Raw genomic sequence first — 14,481 nt, 5'->3', positions numbered from 1 at the left:
TCAGACCAAGGCTACGGAAAATGACGGCCCCGGTGCAGGCCGTTCGGTCAGCCCTATGGCGCGGTAGGTTGCCGCCGCCCCTGCGTTGGCGGGATGCGCGCTGATAGTCAGTCGGCTGCAACCCTCTGCCAGTGCCAGCCCGCGCGCTGCCGCAATCAACGCCCGGCCGATTCCCTGACCGCGAAATACATCCTGCACAAACAGATGCGCGATGTCATAGCCCGACCGCCCGGTGATCAGGTCGGTGCGCCGCGACAGCAGCGCATAGCCGACCGGAAGACGGGACGGACGGTCTGCCGGAAAGGCGACCAGCCCGCGCATATCGGGCGCATCCAGCACCAGTGCCCGCAACCGGGACGGCGTGATGGTGGCCACGTCGCCATGATGACCGGCAAGGTCGATCAGCATGCGGTGCACCTCGGGCAGATGCGCCGCGTCTAGCGGGCGGATATCAATCGGGGGATGGTTCGGAATCACGGCTCGGTCTCTCTCTCGCGAAGGGCCCGCGAGGGGGAACCATTTTCATCGGCCTGACCCTTGCGGGCGGCTGATGGGGGTTTCAGACGAAACTGCCCTGCCGCCTATATGGCGCAGGTCCAATAAAACGACGCCGAAGCGTGGCGGGCGATCAGGTGCAGCATGGATGGCACCCTGCCGCGCTTTGCACCCTCTGTCAAGCCAGCCCCCTGCGCTCCGTCCGGGCACTTGGCGGGAAGCCTGCGCAATCTGCCGTGCAAAGGGTGGCAGGACAGCCCGGAACATGGCAAGACAACCTCAAATCGTATGACGGGAGTTTGGCTATGGGCGAACAGTTCGGCAAGGGGCACCACCTGCATCTGATCGACGGCTCGGCCTATATCTTCCGCGCCTATCATGCGCTGCCGCCGCTGACGCGCAAATCGGACGGGCTGCCGGTGGGGGCCGTTGCCGGGTTCTGCAACATCCTGTGGGGCGAGCTGACGAAATCGGGCCGCGAGGTGCCGACGCATATCGCGGTGATCTTCGACTTCTCATCCAAAACCTTCCGCAACGACATTTACCCACTCTATAAGGCCAACCGGCCAGAGCTGCCCGAAGACCTGCGCCCGCAGTTCCCGCTGACCCGCGCCGCCACCCGCGCCTTCAACGTTGCCTGTATCGAGATTGACGGGTTTGAAGCCGACGACATCATCGCCACCCTCGCCCGGCAAGCGGTGGAGGCCGGGGGGGCCTGCACCATCATTTCCTCCGACAAGGATCTGATGCAACTGGTCGGCAATGGCGTGCGGATGCGTGACCCGATGAAAGACAAGACCATCGACCGCGACGAGGTGATCGAGAAGTTCGGCGTCGGCCCCGAACGGGTGGTCGATGTGCAGGCGCTTGCCGGGGATTCGGTCGACAATGTGCCGGGCGCACCGGGCATCGGGCTGAAAACCGCCGCCTTGCTGATCAACGAATACGGTGATCTGGAAACCCTGCTGGAGCGGGCGGGCGAGATCAAGCAACCCAAACGCCGCGAAGCGTTGACCCTCAATGCCGATCTGATCCGCATCTCCAAACGGCTTGTGTCGCTGGATGCGCAGGTGCCGCTGGATTTCACCATCGCCGATCTGTCGGTGCTGGAGCCCGACCCGGAAGCGCTGCTCGGCTTTCTGCAGGAAATGGAGTTCCGCACCCTGACCCGCCGCGTGGCGGAACGGCTGCAGGTCGAGGCGCCTGCCGTGCTTGAGGCCACCGTACCGCAAGCGCAGGCCACCCCGGAACGCCTGCCCTTTGATCACAGCAGCTATGAACGGGTGGACAGCCTGCCCGCGCTGCAGGTCTGGGCCGACCACATCCGCGACATCGGCCATGTCGCGGTGGATACCGAAACCACCAGTCTGGACGAGATGCGCGCCGAACTGGTCGGCATATCGCTGGCCGTCGATGCGGGCCGCGCCTGCTATATTCCCATCGGCCACAAACAGGGCGGCGGCGATCTGTTCGGATCGACCGATCTGGTGCCGGGGCAACTGGCGCTTGATGATGTGCTGGCGGTGCTGAAGCCGGTGCTGGAAGATCCGGCGATCCTGAAAATCGGCCAGAACATGAAATACGACTGGAAGATCTTTGCCCGCGTCGGCGTGACTGTCGCGCCGATTGAAGACACGATGTTGATGTCATCATCCATGTATGCCGGGCTGCACAACCATGGCATGGACACGCTGTCGGAAACCTACCTTGGCCATATCCCGATTCCGATCAAGCCGCTGCTTGGCTCGGGCAAATCCGCCATCACCTTTGACCGGGTGGCAATTGAGGATGCGGTGAAATACGCCGCCGAAGATGCCGATGTCACCCTGCGTCTGTGGCAGGCGTTCCGCCCCAATCTGCACCGGGCAGCCGTCACCACCGTTTATGAAACGCTGGAACGGCCGCTGGTGCCGGTTCTGGCGCGGATGGAAATGCATGGCATTCAGGTGGATCGTGACACGCTGTCGCGCATGTCCAACGCCTTTGCGCAGAAAATGGCCGGGCTGGAGGATGAGATCCAGACGCTTGCAGGCGACAAGTTCAACGTAGGCTCCCCCAAGCAATTGGGAGAGGTGCTGTTTGACCGTCTGGGCCTGCCGGGCGGCACCAAGGGCAAGACCGGGGCCTATGCCACCGGGGCCGATGTGCTCGAAGACATCACCACGCTGGAAGACACCTTTCCACAAGGCGCGCAACTGGCCGCCCGCGTGCTGGACTGGCGCCAGCTGGCCAAGCTGAAATCCACCTATACCGATGCGCTGCAAGACCACATCAACCCGGAAACCGGGCGGGTGCATACCTCATACTCGCTGGTGGGTGCTGTCACCGGACGCCTGTCCTCGACCGACCCGAACCTGCAGAACATCCCGATCCGCACCGAAGAAGGCCGCCGCATCCGTGAGGCATTTGTCGCGCCAAAGGGCCGGGTTCTGGTCTCGCTCGACTACAGCCAGATTGAGCTGCGCATCCTCGCCCATGTTGCCGACATCCCGTCGTTGCAACAGGCGTTCCGCGATGGCATCGACATCCACGCGCTGACCGCATCGGAAATGTTCAGCGTGCCGCTGGACCAGATGACCCCCGATATCCGCCGCCGCGCCAAAGCGATCAACTTCGGCGTGATCTACGGCATCTCGGGCTTCGGCCTCGCCCGCAACCTGCGCATCCCGCGGGCCGAGGCGCAGGGCTTCATCGACCGCTACTTCGAGCGGTTTCCCGGCATCAAGGAATACATGTCCGAAACGGTCAGGTCAGCGCAGGCCACAGGCTATGTACAGACCTTGTTCGGTCGCAAAATTCATACGCCCGAAATCAACGCCAAAGGCCCCACCGCCGGTTTCGCCAAACGCGCCGCCATCAACGCGCCGATTCAGGGCACCGCCGCCGACGTGATCCGCCGCGCCATGATCCGCATGCCCGATGCCATTGCGCATCTGGATGCCAAGATGCTGCTGCAGGTGCATGACGAACTGCTGTTCGACGTCGCCGAAGATGACGCGGCTGAGCTGACCCGCATTGCCAAAACGATCATGGAAAACGCCCACCACCCGGTGCTGAGCCTGAAGGTGCCGCTGACCGTCGAGTCAGGTCAGGGCCTCAACTGGGCCGCCGCGCACTGAGCCACCCCTTGCGCAAAGGGGCTCCGCCCCTCGGCTTCGCCTCACCCCGGAGTATTTGGATCAAGATGAATGGCAAGGACGTGCAGCCTTTTCATCTTGATCCAAATACTCCCGCGCGGAGCGCAGCCCCGAGGAGACGCGCGGCACGCGCGCGACGAGATAAAAACCGTGCGGCGCAGCCGCTCCTTCGGATCAGTCGGGCGAGACCAGACGGCCCAGAACCCGCCCCCCCAGAATATGCAGGTGGTAATGCGGCACCTCTTGCATACCATGGTGGCCTGCATTGGTGATCGCGCGGTATCCGTCTGGCCCGGTCAGGCCCAGCATGTCGCAGATCTGCGCGCAGGCGCGGTGAAAATCGACCAGCTCTTCGGCGGAGGCTTTCGCCGCAAATTCGGCGAAATCCACATAGGCCCCTTTCGGGATCACCAGCACATGCACCGGGGCCTGTGGGCCGATGTCGTGAAACGCCAGCGTGTGCGGCGTCTCCAGCACGGTCTTGTTCGGGATCTCACCACGCAGGATGCGGGCAAAGATGTTGTTGGGATCATATGCTTTGGTCATCGGGGCCGTCCACTTTGAGAAGTTCAGTCCACAAACAGATAGTCGCTGCCTGCAATTTCGCGCGCCTTGTCGACCGGAATATCAAGAAACGCGGCCAGAGGCGTGGTGTTTTCATCCACACTGGCCGATTGCCTTATGCGGTGAAAGTCCTTGAACCCCGCATCGCGCAGCCGGTCGGATTCAAACTTCACATCATAGCGGATCGTCGGCAACAGCCGGTCGATGGTTTCCTGCGGGGTCCGGTCGCCTGCCAGACCCACACGGCGGGCATGGCCGATCAGATAGTCATCGGTAAAGTCGCAATCGATCTCCAGCAGACGCACCGTTGCCTTGTCATTGTAGAAATCCTGCATCAGATCGACATTCGCCGGATCGATGCACACCACCAGCTTGTCGGTTCCCCAATAGTCAAACAGCATCCGCACCAGCGCGCGCCGGTGGCGGGTGCGCTTTTCCAGCGTGGTCTGGATGCCGCCCAGATCGGGCAGCGGCGTGCTGTCTTCGTTGAACAGATAGTCGACGGCGGGCATATTGGTCACCTGCCGCACCCGGTCGACCAGACGTTTGGCAACATGCCATTTCTTGCAGGTCACCATCATCAGCTGGCGTTCGCGCCCGACCGTGCTTTCCCGTTCCCAGAACCGTGGCGCAAAACGGCGGCCGATCCGGCCGCGCCCGGTCAGGAACCGGAACAGGCTGCGCCCTTCATCCGAGATCTGGAACTGCACGTTCTTCGTTGTATACAGCTTGCCCAACCGCGCCTTCAGATCCTTGGCCTGCGCGCTGATCTTGCGGGCAAAGATGTAATCCTGACTGAGCAGCAGGTCATAGTGATCATTGTAGAAGGTCACCGGCATGCCGTAATCGGTGAACATCAGAAAGGTCAGCGACCGGGACCGGATGTCATGCTCGGGCACCAGATGGCGGACCAGCGTCTGAAAAAACGTCTCGTCCGGAATCCATGTGGTGCGGAAAAACCGCATCACATCGCGGCGGCGGTCGCAGAACTGCAACACCTGCTCGATCGTGCGGCGGCGCAGGCACCACCATTGCGACCCGATCTGCATCTGCAGATCGGCAGGCACCTTGCGGGTCAGTCCCAGTTTGCGCTGCCACTCCATCGAGCGGTAGAACCAGTCCTTATGCGAACGTTCGTTGAAAAAGTGGCGAAAGATCAGCCGCTCATCGCGCAACCCGGTCTTGATCCAGTCCGAGTTGAAGAAATCGACGCTTTCGATGTAATCGACATCGTCGCGGTCGAGAAACCCATGCGTGTAGTCTGCCGATTTGATCGGCATGCAATCGCCCGACAGCATGTAGAAATGGGTCGCGCGCGGAAAGGAATCCACCGCCGCCCGCACTGCCAGCAAAGACGCTTCGACCAGGCTCCACTCTCCCCAGCCACAGCGCACGCGGCGCTTGGCAAAGGTGACCGAGGTGTTGGAGGCAAGCGCGCCCCTGATCCGGTCAAAATCCTTCTGGTTTGCATTGGCGTCAAAGTGAATCGACACAAAATCGCCGCCTGCCGTCAATCGCTCGGCCTGTGCGATGATGCCGTCAGGGTCCTTATGGGTCAGCAGGATATAGGCTATTCTTGCCATACGAACATTCGTCCCCGGGGCGGGTTAGGTCACTGTTTCCCTAAATAGCTTTAACACACGTTGAAACGACAGCGTTTATTTGCGATTTTGCCCTCAAGAGCGCACCGGGCAGCCAAGCCCGGCAGAAATGGAGCAGTTGGTTATGGGTTTCCCCGGCACCTGGATGACGGAAAGCGAAAGCATGGTGTACCGCGTGGTGCCGAAATGCGCCTGTTCGACCATCGGCCAGATCATGTTTTATTCCGACCATGGCAGGTTTTTCGATGGCGACATTCACGATTCGAAAACCGGCCTGCACAAATGGGCGCAGGAAGACAGCCAGCCACTGATCGAGCGCAATGTGAAGGCGCACGATTCCTACGCTTTTACCTGTGTGCGCAATCCGTATCAGCGCATCCTGTCGTCGTTCTTCGACAAGATCTGCGGCATCCAGCGCAATGGCAAACGCTATCGCGGCAATCTGGTGCCGCAACTGGCGCAGAAATACGGGATTGAGGTGGGCAGCCCCGAGACCGATTTCGACTTCGACCAGATCAAAAGCTTCCGCCGCTTTTTGTTGTTCGCGCGCGACACCATCCGCTGGCGCAAACCGATGGAGCCTGATATTCACTGGTCGGCGATGTCGGGTCATATCTCTACCTTCATCGTCAACGGCGGGAGGTATGACCACATCTTCTTCACCGAAATGTTCAATGACGGCATGCAGGTGGTGCTGGACAACACCACGCACCGCCACCCGGTTGATCTGAAACAGATCCCCCGCTTCAACGAAAGCGAAGGCCACGGGCCGAAACGCGCGCACCCGGTTGAGGATTACTTTGACGATCTGTCGCGCCATCTGGTGTGGGAGATCTACAAGCGCGATTTCCAGCTGTTCAAATACGATTTCGACAATCCGGCCAACAAGCTGCCCATAGGGCAGATTGATCTGGACGAGGTGCACGCAAAGCTGGGGGACTGATCTTTTCATCCCCCGGTTCATGGTCTTGTGGGTTGGCCGTCCTAGGTTGCGGCACAGCGACAAAAGGGGTGCCTGATGCGGACGGTGATCATCATGGGGTCAGGCCCCGGCGTGCTGGCGGCGCAGGGCTGGGCAAAGGGCGATGCGCATCTGGTCGCCATCAACAACGCCTGGCAGGTGCGGCCCGACTGGGATGTGCTGATTCACCCCGATGATTTCCCGCAGGACCGCCGCCCTGCGCAGCTTTCACCGCGCCAGAGCATCGTCACATCTGCGGATTACGTGCCGTTGCAGAACCTGTTCGGTGGCTTTGTCTATGCCGGCGGCACCATGGCCTTTACCGCCGCCTATTGGGCGCTGGCGGCGCTGCGCCCGCAGGTGATCGGCTTTGTGGGCTGTGATATGGTCTATCCCGCCACGGGGGCCACACATTTTTACGGCACCGGCACCGCGGACCCTTTGCGCAAGGATATCACCCTGCGCTCGCTGGAGGCGAAATCGGCGCGCTTCATGCTGCTGGCCGCGCAGGCAGGTTGTGCTGCGGTGAACCTGTCAGGCGCGGCGGAAAGCCGGTTGGTCTTTCCGCGTGCGGATCAGCGCGACCTGCGCGCGCAGACCCCGTTGCCCAATGATCCGCGCCTGACCCATGCCGCGCTGACGCGCGAAGCCGATCTGGCGTATGTCGTCCCCTCGGGCAAATACTGGAAAGAGGAAGACCGCTTCGACCCGGCCGAAATCGACCGGATCGACGCGATGTGGTTGCAGGCAGCGGGCGTCAGATCAGCCCTTCACGCCGGAACAGCGCTTTCAGATCCGCCTCTGGCCGCGCACCAAAGTGGCTGATCACCTCTGCCGCCGCCACACAGCCCATCCGGCCTGAAGTGGCAAGGCTTTGCCCCGTCGCCATGCCATAGATGAACCCGGCGGCGAACTGATCGCCCGCGCCGGTGGCATCCACCGGCACGATCCGCCTGACAGGGACGACCGCCTGTTCATCGCCCTGTACCAGAATGACATCGTGGCCAGACCGAGTGCAGACAACCAGCCCGGAATCCTGCGCGGCCTGTTCCAGCGCAGAACTCAGGTCGGTCTGATAGAGCGATTCCCATTCGTGTTCGTTGCCGATCACATAATCCAGATCCTTGACCAGATGGCGGAAGCCATCGCGGTGCCGATCGACGCAGAACGGGTCTGACAACGCGATCCCGGCCTTGCCGCCATTGGCCCGGCACAGCTGCGCCGCGCGTTCAAACGCCTGTTTGCCCTTGGGTTTGTCGTAAAGATAGCCTTCAAGGAACAGGATCTCGGCCTGCCCGGCCACCTCATCGGCCACGTCATCCGGCCCAAGCTCGGACGAGATGCCCAGATAGGTGTTCATTGACCGTTCACCATCCGGCGAGACAAAGATCATCGAGCGCGAGGTCGGCAACTCGCCCCCCGGCACCGGCGCGTTGACGAAACTGGTGCCGTTGTCATCCATCGACCGGGCGTAGAACCGGCCCAAAGCATCATCATGCACCCGCCCGATGAACCCGGTGGTCAGCCCAAGGTTGCCCAGACCCGCCAGCGTATTGGCCACCGACCCGCCCGGTGCCTGCTTGCGGTCTTTCATCGCGCCATACAGCACTTCGCCCCGTTCGCGTTCCACCAACTGCATGATGCCTTTTTCGATGCCCATCAGTTCCAGAAAACTGTCATCCGATTGCGCGAAGACATCGACGATGGCATTTCCGATACCCACGACCTGATAGGTTTTCATTCCGTCTTTTCCTCGTAAAGGCACCACTCGCTGATCGGGCAGATACCGCATTTTGGTTTACGCGCGGTGCAGATATACCGGCCATGCAGAATAAGCCAGTGATGCGCGTGGTGCTGGAATTCGGCAGGTACGTTGTCTTCGATGGCGCGTTCGACCACATCGACATCGCGACCGGGGCAGATACCGGAGCGGTTGCCGACACGGAAGATATGCGTATCAACCGCCTGCGCGGGTTGATGAAACCACATGTTCAGCACCACATTCGCCGTCTTGCGCCCGACGCCCGGCAAAGATTGCAGCGCCGCCCGGCTGGATGGCACCTCGCCGCCGTACTGGTCCACCAGAATCTGGCTCAACTTGATGACATTGCGCGCCTTGTTGCGGTAGAGGCCGATGGTCTTGATATGGCCGGTCAGCGCCTCCTCACCCAAGGCGAGCATTTTCGCGGGCGTATCGGCAATCGCGAACAGCGCCCTTGTGGCCTTGTTCACCCCGATGTCGGTCGCCTGCGCCGACAGCGCCACTGCCACCACAAGGGTAAAGGCATTCACATGCTCCAGCTCGCCCTTCGGCTCCGGCTCCGCAGCCTGGAACCGGGTAAAGACCGCGCGCATCTCGTGGTAATCAAGCTGTCTGACCATAGGCGTTTGCACCACACTCCGCCCCGCATCGCAAGGGCGCAAAGCCGCAGGAAACGGGTCGCAAAGCCGCAGCCGCAGCCGTAGGGTGATGCGAAGGAGAGCCGCCATGTCAGACCTGTCGCCTGATTATCATTACAACGTCATCGGTCGCGCCATCCGCGAGATTGACATGGCAGGTCCGGGCCTGACACTTGACGCCCTGTCCGCCCGCATGGGGATGAGTGCTGCACATTTCCAGCGCCTGTTTTCGGCCTGGGTCGGGGTCAGCCCCAAGCGCTATCAGCAGTATCTGGCGCTTGATCACGCCAAATCCCTGCTTGCCACCCGCCACACCACGCTGGCGGCGGCAGATGGCGCGGGTCTGTCGGGATCTGGCCGGTTGCACGATCTGTTCCTGACATGGGAGGCGATGACACCGGGCGATTTTGCCCGCGCGGGCGAGGGTCTGACGATCCGCCACGGCTGGTTCGACAGCCCGTTTGGCCGCGCCATCGTCACCGGCACCGAACGTGGCATCTGCGGCATCGGCTTTGCGTCGGAAACCGGCGAAGACGCGGCATCGGATGACCTGCTGCGCCGCTGGCCCAAGGCGCGGTTCGTCCATGATCCCGCAATGCTGCGTCCATGGGTGCTGGAGGCCTTTGGCGCGCGCCCCGGACAGAATGCCGACACACCACTGTTCCTGATCGGCGCCCCGTTCCAGATCAAGGTATGGGAGGCGCTGCTGCGCATCCCCTCCGGCCATGTCACCACCTATTCTGACATCGCCACCGTCATCGGCCACCCAAAGGCCGTGCGCGCGGTCGGCACGGCCGTGGGCCGCAACCCGATCAGCCTGCTGATCCCCTGCCACCGCGCCCTGCGCAAAAGCGGGGCCCTGGGCGGCTATCACTGGGGCCTGCCGGTAAAGCGGGCCATACTGGCCTACGAATCCGCCCGCAGCGAAGCTGCTCTGACTGACACCGCAACGTGATGCGCGGAAAGCTGCGCAGTGCAGATGGGAACTTTCTGGCCAGCCCGGGTGTTGCTATACATTGCAGGCATTCTGTGGGCACTGCCCGCAGTGCATAATATTTATGAGGCGGCAGAAATGATCTTCAAGACCCCCCTTCTTTTTTCCGCGGCATCGCTTCTGGCGCTGACCGCATGTGTTGACCCGAACGCGTTCCCCGACAACCCAAATGCCCGCGCTCAACAAGGTGCTCTGATGGGCGGGCTTGTCGGCGCAGCCGCAGGGGCCAGCTCTGGCAGCGACCGTCTGGGCAAGGCCGTGATCGGCGGCGTGATCGGTGCTGCGGCAGGTGGTGCCATCGGTGCCACGCTTGACCGTCAAGCCGCGGAACTGCGCGGCTCGATCAACAACCCGAATGTCACTGTGACCAATCACGGCAGCTATCTGACTGTGAACATGCCACAGGATCTGCTGTTCGCCGTCGACAGCGCCTCGCTGCGCCCCGACCTGCGGTCGGATCTGGGCAGCGTGGCCACCAGTCTGCTGCGCTACCCCAACAGCCGGATCGAGGTGATCGGCCACACCGACAATACCGGGACAGCCGCGTATAACTACGATCTGTCGCAGCGCCGCGCGAATGCGGTGTCGGGCGTGCTGACGCAAGGCGGCGTGCCGTTTGGCCGCATCACCACCATCGGTCGCGGATTCGATCAGCCGATTGCGTCCAATGCAACGCCCGCCGGGCGCGCGCAAAACCGCCGTGTGGAAATCATCATCCGCCCGACCCAGTAAGGTCGGCGCAGGACTGAAACGGGCCGCCCTCACCGGCGGCCCGTTTTGTTGCGTCCTACATAAACAGTTTACGCTTGAGAAGACGCCGCCGTGGTCATAGATTCTGACCAATCAGTCAGGTGCCCAGCTTCATGCCCTTTTCACGAATACAGACCGAAAAACTGTCGCAATCGGTGGTGCGCCAGATCGAGCAGCTGATCCTGCGCGGCATTCTGCGCCCGGGCGAGCGACTTCCGTCGGAACGCGAACTGTCGGACCGCATGGGCGTATCGCGCCCGTCGTTGCGCGATGCGGTGGCCGATCTGCAGACCCGTGGCCTGCTGGTCAGCCGCGCCGGGGCCGGGATCTATGTGGCCGATGTGCTGGGTTCGGCGTTTTCGGATGCCTTGGTGCAGTTGTTTGCCACCCATGACGAAGCGGTCTTCGACTACATCGCCTTTCGCCGCGATATGGAAGGGCTGGCCGCGGAACGCGCGGCGCGGCTGGCATCGGATACCGACCGGAAGGTGGTTGATGCGATTTTCCAGAAGATGGAAGCCGCCCACCTGAAACGCGACCCCACGGATGAGGCGGGCCTGGATGCCGAATTTCATCTGTCGATCATCGAGGCCAGCCATAATGTGGTGATGCTGCACATGATGCGGTCGATGTATGATCTGCTGCGGCAGGGCGTGTTCTACAATCGCCAGATGATGTTCCGAAACCGCACCACCCGCGACATGCTGCTGGACCAGCACCGCGCCATCAACACCGGGTTGCAGTCACGCGACCCGCAAGCCGCCAAAGCGGCGGTAGAGGCGCATCTGACCTATGTCGAACAATCGCTGTCCGACCAGCTCAAGGCCGAACGGAACGAAGTCATCGCCCAGAAACGGTTTGACCACGAACGCTCACGATAGAAAAAAGCCGGCCCGAGGGCCGGCTTTGATTTTAATTTACCAACGTTCAGTGCAGCTTTGCGTCAACCTGCCTGATCGCGGCATCAATTGACGCCTGCGCGTTTTCCGCCGTCATCTGCTTGGCCAGAACCGCGCCTGCGGCCGCAACGGCAACCGAAATCGCCTCTTCGCGCACCGCCCGCACAGCCGAATTCTCGGCGGCCTGGATCTGCTCTTCGGCGGCGGCCAGACGGCGGGCAATCGACTGTTGCATGTCGGCGCGGGCCTGAGCCGCAGCGGCTTCCGCCTCGGCCTTGGCACCGGCGACGATGCGGTCCGACTGCTCTTTCACCTCTTTCTGCTTGCGCTCATAAGACGCCAGCAGGGCCTTGGCCTCATCGCGCAGCGCCCGGGCTTCTTCCAGATCAGCCTTGATCTGAACCGCACGGGCATCGAGCATGCCAGTGATCCGCGACGGGACCCTGAAATACAGCAGGATGCCGATAAAAACCAGAAACGCGATCGACACAACGAAATCGCTGTTGCGCAGGCTGAAGAACGGGCCGGTCGCAGCAAACGCGGGGCTTGCCATCAGGACCAGCAGGATAGGTGTCAGTCTGGTCATCGCCTTACCCCTTCAGCCGGGCAGAAACTGCTGCCGTCACAGCGCGGGCATCGGGCGAACCACCCAGAGCCGCAACCAGTTCCTTCGCGGTGTCCTTGGCAACCTCGGTCACCGCCTGCATCGCCCCGGCACGGATTTCAGAAATACGCACCTCGGACTGAGCAGATTTGGCCGAAATCTCGGCATCCGCCTTGGCCAGTGCCGCATCCAGGTCTTTCTGGATATCAGCCTTGGCCTCTGCCACAATCCGGTTCGCATCTGCGCGGGCACGTTCCAGCGCCTCTACATAGGCGCGCTCGGCCGCGACCGCCTGCAGCTTCATCTCTTCAGCCGCCGCGATGTCATTGCTGATCGTGCCCTGACGCTCGGCCAGAACCGAACCGATGCGTGGAAGACCAATCCGCGACAGGAAGAAATAGATCGCGGCAAGCGCGACCAGCAGCCAGAAGATCTGGTTCGGCATCCAGTCGGTGCAAAGTTGCGGCATGCCGATGGCACTGCCGTTCAGCCCAAGGCACGAGCTGAGAGCAGCCCCACCCTGCACCACACCATCTGCGAGTGTTTCAGTAGCCATCATGTCCTCCATCGGACCCTTTGAAACTCAAGGGGGCAACGCATTTGCGCTGCACCCCTGTTTCGCAAGACGTCAAAAGGGGATCAGGCTGCGAACATCAGCAGAAGGGCGACGAGGAAGGCGAAGATGCCCAGAGCTTCGGCAAAGGCCAGACCGATGAACAGGGTCGCGGTCTGCGATGCGGCTGCCGACGGGTTGCGCAGGGCGCCTGCCAGATAGTTGGCGGCGACGTTGCCCACGCCGACGGCTGCAATGCCTGCACCGATGGCTGCGATACCGGCGCCGATGTATTTGCCGAGTGCGGCTGCTGCTGCGAGTTCCATGTGATGCTCCTTACGATGGAATTTGGATTTCTGAGAGAGTTGAGCCGGTATCAGTGACCCGGATGCAGCGCATCCTTGAGGTAGACACAGGTCAGGATCGTGAAGACATAGGCCTGAATCACGGCCACCAGCACTTCAAGCGCGTAGATGGCGGTGATCGCAAGGATCGAGGCCGGGGCGATCAGCGCGATCCCGGCAAAGGCTGCGAACACCTTGATCACGGCGTGACCGGCAGTGATGTTGCCCGCAAGACGGATGGAATGGCTGACCGGGCGGACGAAGTAGGAAATCACCTCGATGACCGCGATGATCGGGCGCAGGAACAGCGGCGCGTCCTTCATCCAGAACAGGCCGAGGAAGTGGGCACCATTCTTGACAAAACCAATGATCGTCACCACGAAGAACACGCCAAAGCCCAGAACTGCCGTGACCGCGATCTGCGAGGTCGGCGAGAAGGACATCGGGATCAGCGCCAGCATGTTCGAGAAGAAGATGAACAGGAACAGCGTCATGATCCAGGGAAAATACTTCACCCCGTCATGGCCGGTCACGTCTTCGATCATCTTGTAGATGAAACCGTAAAACACTTCGGCCACCGATTGCAGCCGGGTCGGAATCACGGCACGGCCACGGGTGCCCAGCACGAACAGTGCCACCACACACAGAACGGCCAGCAGCATCCACAGGGTCGCGTTGGTGGGCGTGTACCACAAAACCGGACCATCGCCGAACAGCGGCCTGACGATGAACTGGTCCATCGGGTGGAACACCAGATCACCACCTTGAGTGTGTACGTCTTCTTCCACCTCAGTCATCCCCTTGATCGGCTGCGTCTTTTGCCAGCCGGCGTTCCTGCAACTCATTCGCCGACCGCAGCATGGTTTTCACCCCTGCGGCCAGACCGAACCCGATGAACAGCACCAGAAATATCGGCATGGTGCCCAACAGCGTATCCAGCCCGTATCCGATGCCGAAACCGATCACCAGACCGGCCACAAGCTCGATGACCATCCGCCAGGCCACCTGGGCCTGAGAATAGTCTTTCTTCATATGAGGCACCGGCGCAGTGGCTGCCTTTGCCGCCGAAATCCGGGCCTCCAGCACCTTTAACCGGGCGCCATCGGACGGATCTTGCGGGTCGGACACCAGCCTTGCCCCCATGAAGATGGTTGAAGCGGTGCTAATGGCAGTTCAGGC

16 protein-coding genes are annotated in these 14,481 nt (G+C 61.6%); 6 read left to right on the top strand and 10 right to left on the bottom strand.

The features are described 5' to 3' along the window. Positions 1-477, bottom strand: a complete 477-nt coding sequence (locus Q7J44_RS13960) for a GNAT family N-acetyltransferase (RefSeq protein ID WP_304880838.1) — start codon at positions 475-477, stop codon at positions 1-3. Between the two features lie 323 nt (positions 478-800). On the opposite strand from Q7J44_RS13960, the gene polA reads away from it, so the two are divergent. Further along, a complete protein-coding gene (gene polA, locus Q7J44_RS13955; protein ID WP_304880836.1) occupies positions 801-3,614 on the top strand; it encodes a DNA polymerase I in 2,814 nt (937 codons plus the stop codon). 192 nt (positions 3,615-3,806) lie between these two features. On the opposite strand, the gene Q7J44_RS13950 is transcribed toward polA, so the two are convergent. Together Q7J44_RS13950 and Q7J44_RS13945 are read right to left on the bottom strand one after the other, a co-directional pair. Then, entirely contained in the window at positions 3,807-4,178 is a 372-nt protein-coding gene (locus Q7J44_RS13950) for an HIT domain-containing protein (protein ID WP_304880835.1), read from the bottom strand. Between the two features lie 23 nt (positions 4,179-4,201). Then, positions 4,202-5,779: a DUF5928 domain-containing protein gene (locus Q7J44_RS13945; RefSeq protein ID WP_304880833.1), complete on the bottom strand. Its 1,578-nt coding sequence runs from the start codon at positions 5,777-5,779 to the stop codon at positions 4,202-4,204. A 142-nt stretch (positions 5,780-5,921) separates the two neighbouring features. Here Q7J44_RS13945 and Q7J44_RS13940 point away from each other — a divergent pair, with 142 nt between their 5' ends. Beyond that, on the top strand, positions 5,922-6,740 hold the full coding sequence (locus Q7J44_RS13940; protein WP_304880831.1) for a sulfotransferase family protein: 819 nt from the start codon (positions 5,922-5,924) through the stop codon (positions 6,738-6,740). A gap of 75 nt (positions 6,741-6,815) precedes the next feature. Continuing rightward, on the top strand, positions 6,816-7,583 hold the full coding sequence (locus Q7J44_RS13935) for a hypothetical protein (protein ID WP_304880829.1): 768 nt from the start codon (positions 6,816-6,818) through the stop codon (positions 7,581-7,583). Here the strand turns inward: Q7J44_RS13935 and Q7J44_RS13930 are convergent. Together Q7J44_RS13930 and nth are read right to left on the bottom strand one after the other, a co-directional pair. Further along, positions 7,516-8,499 carry an adenosine kinase gene (locus Q7J44_RS13930; RefSeq protein ID WP_304880827.1) on the bottom strand — a complete coding sequence of 328 codons (984 nt, stop codon included), beginning with the start codon at positions 8,497-8,499 and terminating at the stop codon, positions 7,516-7,518. The two genes, Q7J44_RS13935 and Q7J44_RS13930, sit on opposite strands and share 68 nt — an antisense overlap. Beyond that, a complete protein-coding gene (nth, locus tag Q7J44_RS13925; RefSeq protein WP_304880980.1) occupies positions 8,496-9,140 on the bottom strand; it encodes an endonuclease III in 645 nt (214 codons plus the stop codon). Before nth ends, Q7J44_RS13930 begins: the two co-directional genes overlap by 4 nt. Before the next feature lie 106 nt (positions 9,141-9,246). On the opposite strand from nth, the gene Q7J44_RS13920 reads away from it, so the two are divergent. The 3 genes from Q7J44_RS13920 (at position 9,247) to Q7J44_RS13910 (ending at position 11,783) form a co-directional block, all read left to right on the top strand. Continuing rightward, positions 9,247-10,113 (top strand): bifunctional helix-turn-helix domain-containing protein/methylated-DNA--[protein]-cysteine S-methyltransferase, encoded by an 867-nt coding sequence (locus Q7J44_RS13920; protein WP_304880825.1) that lies wholly within the window; start codon positions 9,247-9,249, stop codon positions 10,111-10,113. A gap of 117 nt (positions 10,114-10,230) precedes the next feature. Continuing rightward, on the top strand, positions 10,231-10,884 hold the full coding sequence (locus tag Q7J44_RS13915) for an OmpA family protein (RefSeq protein WP_304880823.1): 654 nt from the start codon (positions 10,231-10,233) through the stop codon (positions 10,882-10,884). A 131-nt stretch (positions 10,885-11,015) separates the two neighbouring features. Further along, positions 11,016-11,783 carry a FadR/GntR family transcriptional regulator gene (locus tag Q7J44_RS13910; RefSeq protein WP_304880821.1) on the top strand — a complete coding sequence of 256 codons (768 nt, stop codon included), beginning with the start codon at positions 11,016-11,018 and terminating at the stop codon, positions 11,781-11,783. Positions 11,784-11,829: 46 nt separating this feature from the next. On the opposite strand, the gene Q7J44_RS13905 is transcribed toward Q7J44_RS13910, so the two are convergent. The 5 genes from Q7J44_RS13905 to Q7J44_RS13885 form a co-directional block, all read right to left on the bottom strand. Beyond that, positions 11,830-12,387, bottom strand: a complete 558-nt coding sequence (locus tag Q7J44_RS13905) for a F0F1 ATP synthase subunit B (RefSeq protein ID WP_304880819.1) — start codon at positions 12,385-12,387, stop codon at positions 11,830-11,832. A gap of 4 nt (positions 12,388-12,391) precedes the next feature. Further along, a complete protein-coding gene (locus tag Q7J44_RS13900) occupies positions 12,392-12,961 on the bottom strand; it encodes a F0F1 ATP synthase subunit B' (RefSeq protein WP_304880817.1) in 570 nt (189 codons plus the stop codon). Between the two features lie 83 nt (positions 12,962-13,044). Next, positions 13,045-13,284 carry a F0F1 ATP synthase subunit C gene (locus tag Q7J44_RS13895; protein WP_103332512.1) on the bottom strand — a complete coding sequence of 80 codons (240 nt, stop codon included), beginning with the start codon at positions 13,282-13,284 and terminating at the stop codon, positions 13,045-13,047. Positions 13,285-13,334: 50 nt separating this feature from the next. Next, positions 13,335-14,099: a F0F1 ATP synthase subunit A gene (locus Q7J44_RS13890; protein ID WP_304880815.1), complete on the bottom strand. Its 765-nt coding sequence runs from the start codon at positions 14,097-14,099 to the stop codon at positions 13,335-13,337. Beyond that, positions 14,092-14,430, bottom strand: coding sequence for an AtpZ/AtpI family protein (locus Q7J44_RS13885; protein ID WP_304880813.1), 339 nt, complete (start codon positions 14,428-14,430; stop codon positions 14,092-14,094). The genes Q7J44_RS13890 and Q7J44_RS13885 overlap by 8 nt, the downstream gene beginning before the upstream one ends. Between the last annotated feature and the right edge of the window lie 51 nt (positions 14,431-14,481).

It is taken from the genome of Pseudotabrizicola sp. (assembly GCF_030656345.1).
GTDB lineage: Bacteria > Pseudomonadota > Alphaproteobacteria > Rhodobacterales > Rhodobacteraceae > Pseudotabrizicola.
This window is presented reverse-complemented; position numbering and strand designations above follow the sequence as displayed.

Excerpts from the sequence above, each read along its gene's own strand:
- Q7J44_RS13895 (WP_103332512.1), bottom strand. The coding sequence starts at position 13,284 with ATGGAACTCGCAGCAGCAGCCGCACTCGGCAAATACATCGGCGCCGGT.
- Q7J44_RS13890 (WP_304880815.1), bottom strand. The coding sequence starts at position 14,099 with ATGACTGAGGTGGAAGAAGACGTACACACTCAAGGTGGTGATCTGGTG.
- Q7J44_RS13945 (WP_304880833.1), bottom strand. The coding sequence starts at position 5,779 with ATGGCAAGAATAGCCTATATCCTGCTGACCCATAAGGACCCTGACGGC.
- polA (WP_304880836.1), top strand. The coding sequence starts at position 801 with ATGGGCGAACAGTTCGGCAAGGGGCACCACCTGCATCTGATCGACGGC.
- Q7J44_RS13930 (WP_304880827.1), bottom strand. The coding sequence starts at position 8,499 with ATGAAAACCTATCAGGTCGTGGGTATCGGAAATGCCATCGTCGATGTC.
- Q7J44_RS13900 (WP_304880817.1), bottom strand. The coding sequence starts at position 12,961 with ATGGCTACTGAAACACTCGCAGATGGTGTGGTGCAGGGTGGGGCTGCT.
- Q7J44_RS13905 (WP_304880819.1), bottom strand. The coding sequence starts at position 12,387 with ATGACCAGACTGACACCTATCCTGCTGGTCCTGATGGCAAGCCCCGCG.
- Q7J44_RS13915 (WP_304880823.1), top strand. The coding sequence starts at position 10,231 with ATGATCTTCAAGACCCCCCTTCTTTTTTCCGCGGCATCGCTTCTGGCG.
- Q7J44_RS13940 (WP_304880831.1), top strand. The coding sequence starts at position 5,922 with ATGGGTTTCCCCGGCACCTGGATGACGGAAAGCGAAAGCATGGTGTAC.
- Q7J44_RS13910 (WP_304880821.1), top strand. The coding sequence starts at position 11,016 with ATGCCCTTTTCACGAATACAGACCGAAAAACTGTCGCAATCGGTGGTG.
- Q7J44_RS13935 (WP_304880829.1), top strand. The coding sequence starts at position 6,816 with ATGCGGACGGTGATCATCATGGGGTCAGGCCCCGGCGTGCTGGCGGCG.
- Q7J44_RS13920 (WP_304880825.1), top strand. The coding sequence starts at position 9,247 with ATGTCAGACCTGTCGCCTGATTATCATTACAACGTCATCGGTCGCGCC.
- Q7J44_RS13950 (WP_304880835.1), bottom strand. The coding sequence starts at position 4,178 with ATGACCAAAGCATATGATCCCAACAACATCTTTGCCCGCATCCTGCGT.
- nth (WP_304880980.1), bottom strand. The coding sequence starts at position 9,140 with ATGGTCAGACAGCTTGATTACCACGAGATGCGCGCGGTCTTTACCCGG.